General features: G+C 62.9%; 13 protein-coding genes and 1 tRNA gene. All 14 read left to right on the forward strand.

Going from position 1 to position 16,918, the window contains the following annotated elements; genetic code table 11:
* On the forward strand, window positions 1-156 hold a 156-nt coding region (locus AC1DCJ_RS19955; protein ID WP_478071774.1), incomplete at its 5' end, for an EF-Tu C-terminal domain-related protein.
* Between the two features lie 100 nt (window positions 157-256).
* Window positions 257-332: transfer RNA gene (locus AC1DCJ_RS19960), tRNA-Trp, on the forward strand.
* A gap of 44 nt (window positions 333-376) precedes the next feature.
* A complete protein-coding gene (gene secE / locus AC1DCJ_RS19965; protein WP_038690313.1) occupies window positions 377-784 on the forward strand; it encodes a preprotein translocase subunit SecE in 408 nt (135 codons plus the stop codon).
* Between the two features lie 10 nt (window positions 785-794).
* On the forward strand, window positions 795-1,355 hold the full coding sequence (gene nusG, locus AC1DCJ_RS19970; protein ID WP_017356001.1) for a transcription termination/antitermination protein NusG: 561 nt from the start codon (window positions 795-797) through the stop codon (window positions 1,353-1,355).
* A 331-nt stretch (window positions 1,356-1,686) separates the two neighbouring features.
* Entirely contained in the window at window positions 1,687-2,115 is a 429-nt protein-coding gene (gene rplK / locus AC1DCJ_RS19975) for a 50S ribosomal protein L11 (RefSeq protein WP_019186116.1), read from the forward strand.
* Window positions 2,116-2,119: 4 nt separating this feature from the next.
* Entirely contained in the window at window positions 2,120-2,818 is a 699-nt protein-coding gene (rplA, locus tag AC1DCJ_RS19980; protein WP_038690311.1) for a 50S ribosomal protein L1, read from the forward strand.
* A 388-nt stretch (window positions 2,819-3,206) separates the two neighbouring features.
* Window positions 3,207-3,746 carry a 50S ribosomal protein L10 gene (rplJ, locus tag AC1DCJ_RS19985; RefSeq protein WP_038690309.1) on the forward strand — a complete coding sequence of 180 codons (540 nt, stop codon included), beginning with the start codon at window positions 3,207-3,209 and terminating at the stop codon, window positions 3,744-3,746.
* A gap of 62 nt (window positions 3,747-3,808) precedes the next feature.
* Window positions 3,809-4,177, forward strand: a complete 369-nt coding sequence (gene rplL / locus AC1DCJ_RS19990; protein WP_038690307.1) for a 50S ribosomal protein L7/L12 — start codon at window positions 3,809-3,811, stop codon at window positions 4,175-4,177.
* Between the two features lie 339 nt (window positions 4,178-4,516).
* Window positions 4,517-8,671, forward strand: coding sequence for a DNA-directed RNA polymerase subunit beta (gene rpoB, locus AC1DCJ_RS19995; RefSeq protein WP_478071773.1), 4,155 nt, complete (start codon window positions 4,517-4,519; stop codon window positions 8,669-8,671).
* A gap of 89 nt (window positions 8,672-8,760) precedes the next feature.
* A complete protein-coding gene (rpoC, locus tag AC1DCJ_RS20000; protein WP_038690303.1) occupies window positions 8,761-13,002 on the forward strand; it encodes a DNA-directed RNA polymerase subunit beta' in 4,242 nt (1,413 codons plus the stop codon).
* A gap of 373 nt (window positions 13,003-13,375) precedes the next feature.
* A complete protein-coding gene (rpsL, locus tag AC1DCJ_RS20005; protein WP_017356008.1) occupies window positions 13,376-13,750 on the forward strand; it encodes a 30S ribosomal protein S12 in 375 nt (124 codons plus the stop codon).
* 12 nt (window positions 13,751-13,762) lie between these two features.
* Window positions 13,763-14,230 (forward strand): 30S ribosomal protein S7, encoded by a 468-nt coding sequence (rpsG, locus tag AC1DCJ_RS20010; RefSeq protein ID WP_017356009.1) that lies wholly within the window; start codon window positions 13,763-13,765, stop codon window positions 14,228-14,230.
* 138 nt (window positions 14,231-14,368) lie between these two features.
* Entirely contained in the window at window positions 14,369-16,510 is a 2,142-nt protein-coding gene (fusA, locus tag AC1DCJ_RS20015) for an elongation factor G (RefSeq protein ID WP_320491850.1), read from the forward strand.
* 52 nt (window positions 16,511-16,562) lie between these two features.
* On the forward strand, window positions 16,563-16,918 hold a 356-nt coding region (locus AC1DCJ_RS20020), incomplete at its 3' end, for a GTP-binding protein (protein WP_478071395.1).

The following is a 16,918-nucleotide window of genomic DNA, read 5'->3' on the forward strand; positions in this document are numbered from 1 at the left end:
CTGCCGGAAGGTGTGGAAATGGTGATGCCGGGCGACAACGTGAAGATGGTTGTCACCCTGATCAACCCGGTCGCCATGGACGAAGGTCTGCGCTTCGCGATTCGCGAAGGCGGCCGTACCGTCGGCGCCGGCGTGGTCTCCAAGATCCTCGCGTAATTTCGTAATACCGGCGGTTGCATAGCTCCGCCGGTCTCGCGAATGGCGGGCCGGGAACCTCGGTCCGCCTTCGCCGTCTAAGGGAAGGCAGTTTTTCAGTACGCCAGTAGCTCAATTGGCAGAGCAGCGGTCTCCAAAACCGCAGGTTGGGGGTTCGAGTCCCTCCTGGCGTGCCACTTCTCCCTTCCAGCGGCCATGCCGCCTTAGCAGCCAGAGCCGGATGAACAGCAAGATCGAGCATTCCAAAGACAACACCTCCACTGGAGGTGACATCGTCAAGTACGCCGCCGCAACCATCCTGGTGCTGGCGGGTCTTTTTGCTTGGTACTGGTTCGGCACCCCTGAGCATGCGTCCCAGAGTGCATGGGCCGGTCCGCTTCGCGGTCTGGCCGTTGTCGTTGGCCTGGTGGCCGGCGTAGGCGTGTTCCTGATGACCGGCAAAGGTCGCGACACGCGTGAATTCCTTTCCGAATCGCGTTTCGAACTGCGCAAGGTAGTCTGGCCGACCCGCCAGGAAGCCATCCGCATGACCTGGGTGGTGATCGTTGTCGTGATCATCCTCAGCTTGCTGCTGGGCGGATTTGATTTCCTGATTCAGAAAGCGACCCAGTGGTTCCTGGGTCGATAAGGAGAAACCAGTGAAGCGTTGGTACGTCGTTCACGCCTATTCGGGCTTCGAAAAGTCGGTTGCGCAGGCTCTGCGCGATCGCATCGTGCGTGACGAGATGCAGGAGCGCTTCGGTGATGTCCTGGTCCCGACCGAGGAAGTGGTCGAAATGCGTTCCGGCCAGAAGCGCCGTTCCGAGCGCAAGTTCTTCCCGGGTTACGTGCTGGTCCAGATCGAGACCCACGAAGAAAACGGCATTCCGCGCATCGACAATGAAAGCTGGCACCTGGTGAAGGATACGTCCAAGGTGATGGGCTTCATTGGCGGTACCGCTGACCGTCCGCTGCCGATCCGCGACGAAGAGGCTGCTGCCATCCTGGACCGTGTTCAGGAAGGTGTTGAGAAGCCGCGTCCGAAGGTGCTGTTCGAGCCGGGCCAGATGGTCCGCGTCACCGAAGGCCCGTTCAACGACTTCAACGGCGTGGTCGAGGAAGTCAACTACGAGAAGAGCCGTCTGCGCGTCTCGGTGCTGATTTTCGGTCGTGCCACCCCGGTCGAGCTCGAGTTCGGCCAGGTCGAAAAGGCCGTCTGACCGCGCGTAGCGCCGGGCTCTGCCCGGCTGTATGTGAACGTCCAGCGGGGCAGAGCCCCGCTCTACGGTCCGGTTGAATAACGTAGCGCCGGGCTCTGCCCGGCGTTGCTGCGAAGCGGGGCAGAGCCCCGCTCTACGTTGCCCTGCCGTATTCAGACAGGCGGGCCAAAACCTGATATAGTGCGCGGCTTCCTGCCAGGAAGCTGGCAAAAGCAAGGGCCGCCGCGAGGTGGCCTTCTGCGTGAATTCAAAACGCGATGCCGGGACGCGTGATTCCCGGTCCGATGGGGAGCCTGTTGTCGTAAGGCGCTAGCACCCGGAGAGCATACTCATGGCAAAGAAAGTTGTCGGTTATATCAAGCTGCAGGTGAAGGCCGGTCAGGCCAACCCCTCGCCGCCGGTCGGTCCTGCGCTGGGTCAGCGCGGCCTGAACATCATGGAATTCTGCAAGGCCTTCAATGCCGCCACGCAGAAGCTGGAGCCGGGTCTGCCGGTGCCGGTCATCATCACGGCCTACTCGGACCGTACCTTCACCTTCATCACCAAGAGCACCCCGGCTGCCGTGCTGCTCAAGAAGGCTGCTGGCATCTCCTCGGGCTCCAAGCGCCCGAACACCGAAAAGGTGGGCAAGGTGACCCGTAAGCAGCTGGAAGAAATCGCCAAGACCAAGGAAGCCGACCTGACGGCCGCCGACCTGGACGCCGCGGTGCGCACGATTGCCGGTTCTGCCCGTTCCATGGGCCTCGTGGTGGAGGGTTAAGAAGATGGCACAGACCAAGCGTGAGAAGGCCATCAAGGCCGCCGTCGTCCCGGGTAAGGCATATGCCTTCGAGGACGCGATCAAGATCCTGAAGACCGCTACCAAGGCCAAGTTCGTCGAGTCCTTCGACGTTGCTGTGCGCCTGGGCGTGGACGCCAAGAAGTCCGACCAGCAGGTGCGCGGTTCCACCGTGCTGCCGTCCGGTACCGGCAAGAGCGTGCGCGTTGCCGTCTTCGCACCGGCCGGTGCCAAGGCTGACGAAGCCCTGGCCGCTGGCGCAGAAGCCGTTGGCATGGAAGACCTGGCCGAGAAGATGCAGGCCGGCGATCTGAACTATGACGTCGTCATCGCCACCCCGGACGCCATGCGCGTCGTGGGTAAGCTGGGCACCGTGCTCGGCCCGCGCGGCCTGATGCCGAACCCGAAGGTCGGCACCGTGTCGGCCAACCCGGGCGAAGCCGTCAAGAATGCCAAGTCGGGTCAGGTGCGTTACCGCACCGACAAGGCCGGCATCATCCACTGCACCATCGGTAAGGCCGACTTCGCCGAAGACGCGCTGAAGCTGAACCTGCAGGCGCTGCTGATGGACCTGATCAAGGCCAAGCCGGCTACCTCGAAGGGCACCTACCTGCAGAAGGTATCGGTCAGCTCGACGATGGGCCCGGGCGTCACCGTCGACCAGTCGTCGCTGACCCTGAAGTAATCGTTTCAAGCGGGAGCCGGGCACACGTCCGGCTCCCGCGATATTTGAAGGCAATCGAAGTGGGGTCCGCCCCGCGACGATAGCCGTCAAAGACCGCAGGCGCGGTCAGTACATACCGGCGACGGGCAGGGATGCTCGCATTGGCAGGGAGTCGCCGCCGGCGCAGTACCGACCGCTTAATCGATTCCTTCGGGAATCACCCTGCGTAGATGGTGCCCTTCTGGAGTTTTTCTGGTTTACGCACGTCTGGGTTCTCCCAGGTTGGCCATCCAGGTCTAGAACGGCCCACCCTTGGAACATCAACCCGATGTTCCCGGCGTCCAGGACGGATGCCGCCCAGGACCGCACACGGCAGGAGCCGTAAGCGGAGTTCAATTGGAGGAGTGCAATGGCTCTCAATCTGTCCCAGAAGCAAGAAGTAGTCGCGGAGCTGGCAGAAGTCGCCGCCAAGGCTCACTCCTTGATCGCAGCCGAATACGCTGGCACCACGGTCTCCCAGATGACCGCGATGCGCAAGCAGGCACGCGAAACCGGCGTTTTCTTGAAAGTTGTCAAGAACACGCTGGCGGCACGTGCAGTGGAAGGTACCGACTACGCGTGCGCCAAAGACGCACTCGTCGGTCCGCTGCTGTACGCGTTCTCGCTCGAGGAGCCCGGCGCAGCCGGTCGCCTGATCAAGGATTTTGCCAAGACCAACGACAAGCTGCAGGCAAAGGTCGTGGCCATCGGCGGGGAACTGTTCCCGGCTGGCCATGTTGACGTGCTGGCCTCGCTGCCGACCCGTGATCAGGCCCTGGCCATGCTGGCCCGCGTCCTGACCGAGCCGGTCACGATGTTCGCCCGCGCCATCAAGGCCATCGGCGACAAGCAGGGTGGTGGCGAAGAAGCCGCTGCCGATGCTGCCGAACCGGCTGCCGAGACCGCCTGAGTCGACGTTTCCGTGGTTCCTGACGGAACCTCAACCCAGAAAATTATCCAAAGGTAATCAAAATGTCCCTTACCAACGAACAGATCGTCGACGCCATCGCCGAGAAGTCCCTGATGGAAGTGATGGAGCTGGTCAAGGCCATCGAAGAGAAGTTCGGCGTCTCCGCCGCTGCTCCGGTCGCCGCAGCTGCTGCTGCTGGCCCGGCTGCTGCCGTGGAAGAGCAGACCGAGTTCGACGTCATCCTGAAGTCGGCCGGCGAGAAGAAGGTCGAAGTGATTAAGGCTGTCCGCGCCATCACCGGCCTGGGCCTGAAGGAAGCCAAGGACCTGGCTGAAGCCGGCGGCATGATCAAGGAAGGCGCTTCGAAGGACGACGCTGCCAAGTTCAAGAAGGACCTGGAAGCTGCTGGCGCGACTGTCGAAGTCAAGTAAGCAGTTCCTTGCCTCGCCATCGAATCACGGCGATGCAGCCAAGGCTGGGGGCGTAAGCCCCCGGCCTTTGGTCGTTGTTGCGACAACAACCGGTAGAGCCGACCGTTGGTCGGCTGCTCCTGCCGGTAGAGCCGACCGTTGGTCGGCTGCTCTTCAGCGGTAAAGCCGACTGTCAGTCGGCTGCCACACCTTTCCGGCCCCAGGCCGGCGAGTTGGCAGTTGGAAGTAGCAAGAGAAGGCGTGCTGGTGCCGGCAATACCAGCGACTTCCAACTGACAATTTTCATGTTCCCTTCGGGTCGCGCCTGTACGGCGGCCCGCACAGCCAAGGTGAGACCCCATGACGTCATATTCGTTCACCGAAAAGAAGCGTATCCGCAAGGATTTCGGCAAGCAGCGCTCGATCCTCGAAGTGCCTTTCCTGCTTGCCATCCAGGTGGATTCCTATCGCGAATTCCTGCAGGAAAACATTGATCCGGCCAAGCGCCGTGATCTGGGCCTGCACGCCGCGCTGAAGTCGGTCTTCCCGATCGCCAGCTACAGCGGCAACGCTGCCCTGGAATACGTCGGCTACAAGCTCGGCGACCCGGTCTTCGACGAGCGCGAATGCCGCCAGCGCGGCATGAGCTACGGCGCGCCGCTGCGCGTGACCGTGCGCCTGGTGATCTACGACCGCGAGTCGTCCACCAAGGCCATCAAGTACGTGAAGGAGCAGGAGGTCTACCTCGGCGAAATCCCGCTGATGACCGACAACGGCACCTTCATCGTCAACGGTACCGAGCGCGTCATCGTGTCGCAGCTGCACCGTTCGCCGGGCGTGTTCTTCGACCACGACCGTGGCAAGACCCACAGCTCGGGCAAGCTGCTGTACAGCGCCCGCATCATTCCGTACCGCGGCTCCTGGCTGGACTTCGAGTTCGACCCGAAGGACGCGCTGTTCACCCGTATCGATCGTCGCCGCAAGCTGCCGGTGTCGATCCTGCTGCGTGCGCTGGGCTACAGCAATGAAGAAATGCTGGCCGAGTTCTTCGAGATCAACACCTTCCACATCAACCCCGATGAAGGTGTGCAGCTCGAACTGGTGGCCGAGCGTCTGCGCGGCGAGACCCTGAACTTCGACCTGGCCGACGGCGACAAGGTCATCGTCGAAGCCGGCAAGCGCATCACCGCGCGCCACGTCAAGCAGCTGGAAGCCTCGGGCATCGCCGCCCTGGCCGTGCCGGACGATTACATCGTCGGTCGCATCCTGTCGCACGACGTCGTGGACGCCAATACCGGTGAACTGCTGGCCCAGGCCAACGACGAAATCACCGACGAACAGCTGCAGGCCTTCCGCAAGGCCGGCGTCGATGCCGTGGGCACCCTGTGGGTGAACGACCTGGATCGTGGCCCGTACCTGTCCAACACCCTGCGCATCGATCCGACCAAGACCCAGCTGGAAGCCCTGGTCGAGATCTACCGCATGATGCGTCCGGGCGAGCCGCCGACCAAGGATGCCGCGCAGAACCTGTTCCACAACCTGTTCTTCACCTTCGAGCGCTACGACCTGTCCACGGTCGGCCGCATGAAGTTCAACCGTCGTGTCGGCCGCAAGGCTGTCACCGGCGAAGCGGTGCTGTACGACCGCAAGTACTTCGGTGAGCGCAACGACGAAGAGTCCAAGCGCCTGGTCGCCGAGCACGCCGACACCTCCGACATCCTGGAAGTGATCAAGGTCCTGACCGAGATCCGCAACGGTCGCGGCGTGGTCGATGACATCGATCACCTGGGCAACCGTCGTGTGCGTTCGGTCGGTGAAATGGCCGAAAACGTGTTCCGCGTGGGCCTGGTCCGCGTCGAGCGCGCGGTCAAGGAACGCCTGTCGATGGCCGAATCCGAAGGCCTGACCCCGCAGGAGCTGATCAACGCCAAGCCGGTTGCCGCTGCCATCAAGGAATTCTTCGGTTCCTCGCAGCTGTCCCAGTTCATGGATCAGAACAACCCGCTGTCGGAAGTCACCCACAAGCGTCGCGTCTCGGCCCTGGGCCCGGGCGGCCTGACCCGTGAGCGTGCCGGCTTCGAAGTGCGCGACGTCCATCCGACCCATTACGGCCGCGTCTGCACCATCGAAACGCCGGAAGGCCCGAACATCGGCCTGATCAACTCGCTGGCCGTGTACGCCCGCACCAACCAGTACGGCTTCCTCGAGACCCCGTACCGCAAGGTTGCTGACGGCAAGGTCTCCGATGAAATCGAGTTCCTGTCGGCCATCGAAGAAAACGAGTACGTCATCGCCCAGGCCAACGCCCTGACCGATGCCAAGAGCATGCTCACCGAGCAGTTCGTGCCGTGCCGTTTCCAGGGTGAGTCGCTGCTGAAGCCGCCGGCGGAAGTCCACTTCATGGACGTCTCGCCGATGCAGACCGTGTCGATCGCTGCCGCGCTGGTTCCGTTCCTGGAGCACGATGACGCAAACCGTGCACTGATGGGCGCCAACATGCAGCGACAGGCCGTGCCGACCCTGCGTGCGCAGAAGCCGCTGGTGGGTACCGGTATCGAACGCGCCGTGGCCCGTGACTCCGGTGTGACCGTCAATGCCCGTCGTGGTGGCGAGATCGTGCAGATCGACGCCGGCCGCATCGTGGTCAAGGTCAACGAAGTGGAGATCACCGACGCGACCGACGCCGGCGTGGATATCTACAACCTGATCAAGTACACCCGTTCCAACCAGAACACCTGCATCAACCAGCGTCCGCTGGTGGAAGTGGGCGACGTGGTGGCGCGTGGCGACGTGCTGGCTGACGGTCCGTCCACCGACATCGGCGAACTGGCCCTGGGCCAGAACATGCTGATCGCCTTCATGCCGTGGAACGGCTACAACTTCGAAGACTCCATCCTGCTTTCCGAGCGCGTGGTGGAAGAGGACCGTTACACCACGATCCACATCGAAGAACTGACCTGCGTTGCGCGTGACACGAAGCTGGGGCCGGAGGAAATTTCCGCCGACATCCCGAACGTGTCCGAGCAGGCGCTGAACCGTCTGGACGAGTCGGGCGTGGTGTACATCGGCGCCGAAGTGCGTGCCGGCGACATCATGGTCGGCAAGGTCACCCCGAAGGGCGAAAGCCAGCTGACCCCGGAAGAGAAGCTGCTCCGCGCGATCTTCGGCGAGAAGGCCTCGGACGTGAAGGACAGCTCGCTGCGCGTGCCGCCGGGCATGGACGGCACCGTCATCGACGTGCAGGTCTTCACCCGCGACGGCATCGAGAAGGACAAGCGCGCCCGTCAGATCGAAGAGTCTGAAATCAAGCGCGTCAAGAAGGACTTCGACGACCAGTTCCGCATCCTGGAAGGCGCCATCTACGCCCGTCTGCGTTCGCAGATCGTGGGCAAGGTGGTCAACGGTGGTGCCAACCTGAAGAAGGGCGACACCGTCACCGACGCGTACCTGGACGGCCTGAAGAAGGCCGACTGGTTCGTGCTGCGCATGAAGGACGACGACGCGTCCGAAGCCATCGAACGCGCCCAGAAGCAGATCCAGGCGCACGAGAAGGAATTCGAGCGTCGCTTCGCCGACAAGCGCGGCAAGATCACCGCCGGTGACGACCTCGCCCCGGGCGTGCTGAAGATGGTCAAGGTGTTCCTGGCCGTGAAGCGTCGCATCCAGCCGGGTGACAAGATGGCCGGCCGCCACGGCAACAAGGGTGTGGTCTCCAACGTGGTGCCGGTCGAGGACATGCCGTACATGGCCTCGGGCGAAACCGTGGACATCGTGCTGAACCCGCTGGGCGTGCCGTCGCGTATGAACATCGGCCAGATCCTGGAAGTGCATCTGGGCTGGGCCGCCAAGGGCCTGGGTCGCAAGATCCAGGGCATGCTGGAAGCCCAGACCGCGATCAACGACCTGCGCAAGTTCCTGGACGATGTCTACAACCACGACAAGACCCAGCACGCCAACCACGTCGACCTGACCCAGTTCAGCGACGAGGAGCTGCTGCGCCTGGCCGGCAACCTGACCGACGGCGTGCCGATGGCGACCCCGGTGTTCGACGGTGCCACCGAAGCCGAGATCAAGCACATGCTTGCCCTGGCCGACCTGCCGCTGAGCGGCCAGACCCAGCTGTATGACGGCCGCACCGGTGAGGCATTCGATCGCCACACCACCGTGGGCTACATGCACTACCTGAAGCTGAACCACCTGGTCGACGACAAGATGCACGCCCGTTCGACCGGCCCGTACTCGCTCGTTACCCAGCAGCCGCTGGGCGGCAAGGCGCAGTTCGGTGGCCAGCGCTTCGGTGAAATGGAAGTCTGGGCGCTGGAAGCCTACGGCGCGGCCTACACCCTGCAGGAAATGCTGACGGTGAAGTCCGATGACGTGCAGGGCCGCAACCAGATGTACAAGAACATCGTCGACGGTGAGCACGAGATGGTCGCGGGCATGCCGGAATCCTTCAACGTTCTCGTGAAGGAAATCCGCTCGCTGGCCATCAACATGGAACTGGAAGACAACTGATGGCGCAGGCGCGGCTGCCCCGGCAGCCGCGCCACCCGTTTGTTTACTGACAGCCCATCGACAAGATTTCCTCCTTTCGGAGAAACACCATGAAAGACTTGCTGAACCTCTTCAACCAGCAGCGCCAGACGCTGGACTTCGACGCGATCAAGATCGCGCTGGCCTCGCCGGACCTGATCCGTTCGTGGTCCTTCGGCGAAGTGAAGAAGCCGGAAACCATCAACTACCGTACCTTCAAGCCGGAGCGTGACGGCCTGTTCTGCGCCGCCATCTTCGGGCCGGTCAAGGACTACGAGTGCCTGTGCGGCAAGTACAAGCGCATGAAGCACCGCGGCGTGGTCTGCGAAAAGTGCGGCACCGAAGTCACCCTGGCCAAGGTGCGCCGCGAGCGCATGGGCCACATCGACCTGGCCTCGCCGGTCGCGCACATCTGGTTCCTCAAGTCGCTGCCGTCGCGCATCGGCCTGATGCTGGACATGACCCTGCGTGACATCGAGCGCGTGCTGTACTTCGAAGCCTACGTGGTGACCGAGCCGGGCCTGACCGCCCTGGAGCGCCGCCAGCTGCTGACCGAAGAACAGTACCTGCAGGCCCGCCAGGAGCACGGCGACGACTTCGACGCCGCCATGGGCGCCGAGGCCGTGTACGAGCTGCTGCGCACCATCGACCTGCAGTCGGAAATGACCCGCCTGCGCGAGGAAATCTCCAGCACCGGTTCGGAAACCAAGCTCAAGCGCCTCACCAAGCGCATCAAGCTGGTCGAAGCCTTCCTCGAGTCGGGCAACCGTCCGGAGTGGATGGTCATGACCGTGCTGCCGGTGCTGCCGCCGGACCTGCGTCCGCTGGTGCCGCTGGACGGTGGCCGCTTCGCGACCTCCGACCTGAACGACCTGTACCGCCGCGTCATCAACCGCAACAACCGCCTGCGCCGCCTGCTCGAGCTGAACGCGCCGGACATCATCGTGCGCAATGAAAAGCGCATGCTGCAGGAATCGGTCGATGCGCTGCTGGACAACGGCCGTCGCGGCCGTGCCATCACCGGCACCAACAAGCGCCCGCTGAAGTCGCTGGCCGACATGATCAAGGGTAAGCAGGGTCGCTTCCGTCAGAACCTGCTGGGCAAGCGCGTCGACTACTCGGGCCGTTCGGTCATCGTGGTCGGTCCGTACCTGCGCCTGCACCAGTGCGGCCTGCCGAAGAAGATGGCGCTTGAGCTGTTCAAGCCGTTCGTGTTCGCCAAGCTGCAGCGTCGTGGCCTGGCCACCACCATCAAGGCCGCCAAGAAGCTGGTCGAGCGCGAAGAAGCCGAAGTCTGGGACATCCTGGAAGAGGTCATCCGCGAACATCCGGTGATGCTGAACCGTGCGCCGACCCTGCACCGTCTGGGCATCCAGGCGTTCGAGCCGGTGCTGATCGAAGGCAAGGCCATCCAGCTGCACCCGCTGGTCTGCACCGCGTTCAACGCCGACTTCGACGGTGACCAGATGGCCGTCCACGTGCCGCTCTCGCTGGAAGCCCAGCTGGAAGCGCGTGCGCTGATGATGTCCACCAACAACATCCTGTCGCCGGCCAACGGCGAGCCGATCATCGTGCCGTCGCAGGACGTCGTGCTGGGTCTTTACTACATGACCCGCTCGCTGGAAAACAAGAAGGGCGAGGGCATGGCCTTCGCCAACATCGCCGAAGTCAAGCGCGCCTACGACAACCGCGTGGTGGAACTGCACGCACGCGTCAAGGTCCGCATCACCGAAGTGGTGACCGACGAAGACGGCAACAAGCAGAACAAGACCTCGATCGTGGACACCACGATCGGTCGCGCCCTGCTGGCTGAAATCCTGCCGGAAGGCCTGCCGTTCGCGCTGGCCAACACCGAGCTGACCAAGAAGAACATCAGCCGCCTGATCAACTCCAGCTACCGCCAGCTGGGCTTGAAGGACACGGTCGTGTTCGCCGACAAGCTGATGTACACCGGCTTTGCCTACGCAACCCGCGCCGGCGTGTCGATCGGTATCGACGACATGCTGATCCCGGACGAGAAGAAGGGCATCCTCACCGAGGCCGAAGCCGAAGTGCTGGAAATCCAGGAGCAGTACCAGTCGGGTCTGGTCACCGCCGGCGAGCGCTACAACAAGGTGGTCGACATCTGGTCGCGCACCAATGAGCGCATCGCCAAGGCGATGATGGACACCATCGGTACCGAGAAGGTCATCAATGCCAAGGGCGAGACCATCGACCAGAAGTCGATGAACTCCCTGTACATCATGGCCGACTCCGGTGCGCGTGGTTCGCAGGCACAGATCCGCCAGCTGGCCGGTATGCGTGGCCTGATGGCGCGTCCGGATGGCTCGATCATCGAAACGCCCATCAAGGCGAACTTCCGTGAAGGCCTGAACGTACAGGAATACTTCAACTCCACCCACGGTGCCCGTAAGGGTCTGGCCGATACCGCGCTGAAGACCGCCAACTCGGGTTACCTGACCCGTCGTCTGGTGGACGTCGCGCAGGACGTGGTCATCACCGAAGTGGATTGCGGTACCACTGAAGGCCTGACCATGACCCCGATCGTGGAAGGCGGCGACGTCGTGGAGCCGTTGAAGGACCGCGTGCTGGGTCGTGTCGTGGCCGAGGACGTGTTCCTGCCGGGCAACGACGAAGATCCGATCGTGACCCGCAACACGCTGCTGGACGAAGCGTGGGTGGCCAAGCTTGAAGATGCCAGCGTGCAGTCGGTGAAGGTCCGTTCGACCATCTCCTGCGCCTCGGCCTTCGGCGTGTGCGCCCATTGCTACGGCCGCGATCTGGCCCGTGGCCACATCGTCAACATCGGCGAAGCGGTCGGCGTCATCGCCGCCCAGTCGATCGGTGAGCCGGGTACCCAGCTGACCATGCGTACGTTCCACATCGGTGGTGCGGCATCGCGTGCGGCTGCCGTGGACAACATCACGGTCAAGACCACCGGTTCGGTCAAGTTCAACAACCTCAAGTCGGTGGCCCATGCCAGCGGTTCGCTGGTTGCGGTCTCGCGCTCGGGTGAAATCTCGGTGCTCGATGCCCACGGTCGTGAGCGTGAGCGCTACAAGCTGCCCTACGGTGCCACCATCACCTCCAAGGACGCCGACTCGGTCAAGGCTGGCCAGACCGTCGCCAATTGGGACCCGCATAACCACCCGATCGTGTCCGAAGTGGCCGGTTTCATCCGCTTCATCGACTTCATCGACGGCGTCACCGTCATCGAGAAGACCGACGAACTGACCGGCCTGGCGTCGCGTGAAATCACCGACCCGAAGCGTCGTGGCTCGCAGGCCAAGGACCTCCGTCCGATCGTGCGTATCGTGGATGCCAAGGGCAATGACCTGACCATCCCGAACACCGATCTGCCGGCCCAGTACCTGCTGCCGCCGCGCTCCATCGTCAACCTGCAGGACGGCGCCGCCGTCGGCGTGGGTGACGTGGTCGCCAAGATCCCGCAGGAAGCGTCCAAGACCCGTGACATCACCGGTGGTCTGCCGCGCGTGGCCGACTTGTTCGAAGCGCGCAAGCCGAAGGATCCGGCGATCCTGGCCGAGCGTTCGGGCATCATCAGCTTCGGTAAGGACACCAAGGGCAAGCAGCGCCTGATCATCAAGGACACCGATGGTTCGGAACACGAAGAGCTGATCCCGAAGTACCGTCAGGTGATCGTGTTCGAAGGCGAACACGTGACCAAGGGCGAAACCATCGTGGACGGCGAGCCGAGCCCGCAGGACATCCTGCGTCTGCTGGGTGTCGAGCCGCTGGCGGCCTACCTGGTCAAGGAAATCCAGGACGTGTACCGCCTGCAGGGCGTGAAGATCAACGACAAGCACATTGAAGTGATCACCCGCCAGATGCTGCGCAAGGTCGAAATCACCGACCAGGGCAGCAGCAAGTTCCTGAATGGTGAGCAGGCCGAGCGCCAGCGCGTCATCGAGGAAAATGCACGCCTGACCACCCGCAACGAGCTGATTGCCCGTTTCGATCCGGTCCTGCTGGGTATCACCAAGGCGTCGCTGGCCACCGAATCGTTCATCTCGGCCGCTTCCTTCCAGGAAACCACCCGCGTGTTGACCGAGGCGGCCGTCCGCGGCACCAAGGACAACCTGCGCGGTCTGAAGGAAAACGTCATCGTCGGCCGTCTGATCCCGGCCGGTACCGGTCTGTCGTACCACGCCAACCGCCGCCGCAACGCGAGCGGGCTGACCGATTCGGAAATGCAGACCCTGGCCGGCACCCCGGTCGCGGCCGCACCGGTCGCCGTGGCTGCCCCGGAAGTGGCGGTCGAATCGACCGACGCCGAGCAGGCCGACGAGTGATCCACAGGTCCGGCCCCTGGCCGGACCACATGGTAGGACCCGGCCGTTGGCCGGGTCATCGAACGGGTAGGGCCCCGGCCATTGGCCGGACCCCACCCCTCGGACGCCACCGGCCACTGGCCGGATGGCTGCCGATGAGGTAGGATGCCCGCCCGGTCTCTCAAAGGACCGGGTTGACAACCTGAACGGGGGGCATGGAGAAGGCTCCCCTGTAACGGCCCGGGATCAGGGCTGGCTTGGCGCGTGCGCATTTGACTGCGTTTTCGCCAGGTTGCTACAATCGTCTGTCTCAGCAGGCCGGTTTCTTGCCTGCTCGCACATATCCGCATTCATGGCCGGTTTTTTCACTGGCCTCTCTCAGAAGAACATACTGATGGCGACGATCAATCAGCTTGTCCGCAAGCCGCGGCAGGCAACCACTTATAAGAGTGCCTCCCCGGCTCTCGATAAGTGCCCCCAGCGCCGTGGCGTCTGCACGCGCGTGTACACCACCACTCCGAAGAAGCCGAACTCGGCGCTTCGCAAGGTTGCCAAGGTTCGCCTGACCAACCAGGAAGAAGTGATTAGCTACATCGGCGGCGAAGGCCACAACCTGCAGGAGCACTCCGTGGTCCTCATCCGTGGCGGTCGCGTCAAGGATCTGCCGGGTGTGCGTTACCACACCGTGCGTGGCTCGCTGGACGCCTCCGGCGTTGCCAAGCGTCGCCAGGGCCGTTCCAAGTACGGCGCCAAGCGTCCGAAGAGCTAAGGGAAAGTACACATGTCTCGTAAAGGTAATACGCCGCAGCGCTCTGTCCTGCCGGATCCGAAGCACGGAAGTGAAACCATCGCTCGTTTCATCAATATGGTGATGCTGAGCGGCAAGAAGTCGGTCGCTGAAAAGATCGTCTACGGTGCCATGGACGTGATCGGCGAAAAGAACCCGAACTCCGTCGAGCTGGTGCAGAAGGCTCTGGACAACGTGGCTCCGTCGGTCGAAGTCAAGTCCCGTCGCGTCGGTGGTGCCACCTATCAGGTGCCCGTCGAAGTGCGTTCGTCGCGCAAGATGGCCCTGGCCATGCGTTGGCTGATCGACTCGGCCCGTAAGCGTGGTGAAAACACCATGCCGAAGAAGCTGGCTGCCGAACTGCTGGACGCCTCGGAAAACCGTGGCGGCGCCATCAAGAAGCGCGAAGAAACCCACCGCATGGCCGAAGCCAACAAGGCATTCGCCCACTACCGCTGGTGAGTTTGACGGCCTTGCAAAACAGGCAAAGCGGCACTACGTATTAGTGCCGCTTCGCGGCACCTGGGGTGCCGCGCCAATCCGAAGGCCGCCGAAAGGCGGCGTTCGGCCATCCGAATTCCAAGAAATTGAGAGGCTCCCGTGGCCCGCACCACTCCCATCGAGCGTTACCGTAACTTCGGCATCATGGCTCACATCGATGCCGGCAAGACCACCACGTCCGAGCGCATCCTGTTCTACACCGGCAAGAGCCACAAGATCGGTGAAGTGCACGACGGCGCTGCCACCATGGACTGGATGGAGCAGGAGCAGGAGCGTGGCATCACGATCCAGTCCGCTGCGACCACCGCGTTCTGGAAGGGCATGGACAAGTCCCTGCCGGAGCATCGCTTCAACATCATCGACACCCCCGGACACGTCGACTTCACCATCGAAGTAGAGCGCTCGCTGCGCGTGCTCGACGGTGCGGTGTTCGTGCTGTGCGCCGTCGGTGGCGTGCAGCCGCAGTCCGAAACCGTGTGGCGCCAGGCCAACCGGTACAAGGTGCCGCGCATTGCCTTCGTCAACAAGATGGACCGCACCGGTGCCAACTTCACCAAGGTCGTTGGCCAGCTGAAGGCCAAGCTCGGCGCCACCGCCGTGCCGATGCAGCTGCCGATCGGCGCTGAAGACGGCTTCAAGGGCGTGGTCGACCTGATCAAGATGAAGGCCATCCATTGGGATGAAGCCTCGCAGGGCATGAAGTTCGAGTACCTGGACATCCCGGCCGACATGCAGGCGGAGGCCGACGAGGCCCGCACCTACATGATCGAAGCCGCGGCTGAAGCCAGCGAAGAGCTGATGGAAAAGTACCTGGGCGGCGAAGAGCTGACCGAGGCCGAGATCGTCGAAGCCCTGCGCGTGCGCACCCTGGCGACCGACATCGTGCCGATGTACTGCGGTTCTGCGTTCAAGAACAAGGGCGTGCAGGCCATGCTGGACGGCGTGGTGCAGCTGCTGCCGTCGCCGATCGACGTGCCGGACGTGACCGGTACCGACGTCGACGATGAAACCGTTGCGCTGAGCCGCAAGTCCGACGACAAGGCCCCGTTCTCGGCCCTGGCGTTCAAGATCATCACCGACCCGTTCGTGGGCGCGCTGACCTTCTTCCGTGTCTATTCGGGCACGCTGAACGCTGGCGACCAGCTGCTGAACTCGGTGAAGGGCAAGAAGGAGCGCATCGGCCGCATCCTGCAGATGCACTCCAACGATCGTGAAGAAATCAAGGAAGTGCTGGCCGGTGACATCGCCGCGGCCGTGGGCCTGAAGGACACGACCACCGGTGACACCCTGTGCTCGCAGGACCACCCGATCATCCTGGAGCGCATGGTGTTCCCGGAGCCGGTCATTTCGATGGCCGTCGAACCGAAGACCAAGTCCGACCAGGAAAAGATGGGTCTGGCGCTGGGCCGTCTGGCTCAGGAAGATCCGTCGTTCCGCGTCAAGACCGACGAAGAATCCGGCCAGACCATCATCTCGGGCATGGGCGAGCTGCACCTGGACATCATCGTGGATCGCATGAAGCGCGAGTTCAACGTTGAAGCCAACGTCGGCAAGCCGCAGGTTGCGTACCGCGAAACCATCCAGATGGCCGACGTCAAGTCGGACTACAAGCACGCCAAGCAGTCCGGTGGTAAGGGTCAGTACGGTCACGTCGTGATCGAGCTGTCGCCGATCACCGCTGAAGACCGTGCCGATCCGAAGATCGCCCCGGCGATCAAGGATGACTTCCTGTTCATCAACGACATCACCGGTGGCGTGATTCCGAAGGAATTCATTCCGTCGATCGAAAAGGGCCTGCGCGAAACCATCACCAGCGGTCCGCTGGCGGGCTTCCCGGTCGTGGACGTCAAGGTGAAGCTGGTGTTCGGCTCGTACCATGACGTCGACTCCTCGGAAATGGCGTTCAAGCTCGCGTCCTCGATGGCCTTCAAGCAGGGCTTCCAGAAGGCCAAGCCGGTCCTGCTGGAGCCGATCATGAAGGTCGAGATCGTGACCCCGGAGGATTACCAGGGTGACGTGATGGGCGACGTCAGCCGTCGTCGTGGCGTGCTGCAGGGTTCGAGCACCACCGGTGACGGTTCGGCGAGCATCATCAACGCGATGATCCCGCTGGGCGAAATGTTCGGTTACGCCACCTCGCTGCGTTCGCAGACCCAGGGTCGCGCAACGTTCACGATGGAATTCGACCACTACGAGCCGGCGCCGAACAACATCGCCGAATCCGTGATCAAGAAGGCCTGAGCGTAAGCTCAGGTCTCAACCTCTTTCTTTCTGACATTCAAGGGCTACAACAATGGCAAAGGGTAAGTTCGAGCGCACCAAGCCGCACGTCAACGTCGGCACCATCGGTCACGTCGATCACGGCAAGACCACGCTGACCGCCGCACTGACCAAGATCGGTGCTGAGCGCTTCGGTGGCGAGTTCAAGGATTACTCCTCGATCGACGCCGCGCCGGAAGAAAAGGCACGTGGCATCACGATCTCGACCGCACACGTCGAGTACGAATCCACCGAGCGTCATTACGCCCACGTGGATTGCCCGGGCCATGCTGACTACGTCAAGAACATGATCACCGGTGCCGCCCAGATGGACGGCGCGATCCTGGTCTGCTCCGCTGCTGACGGCCCGATGCCGCAGACCCGCGAGCA

It is taken from the genome of Stenotrophomonas sp. 10N36, from assembly GCF_056395005.1.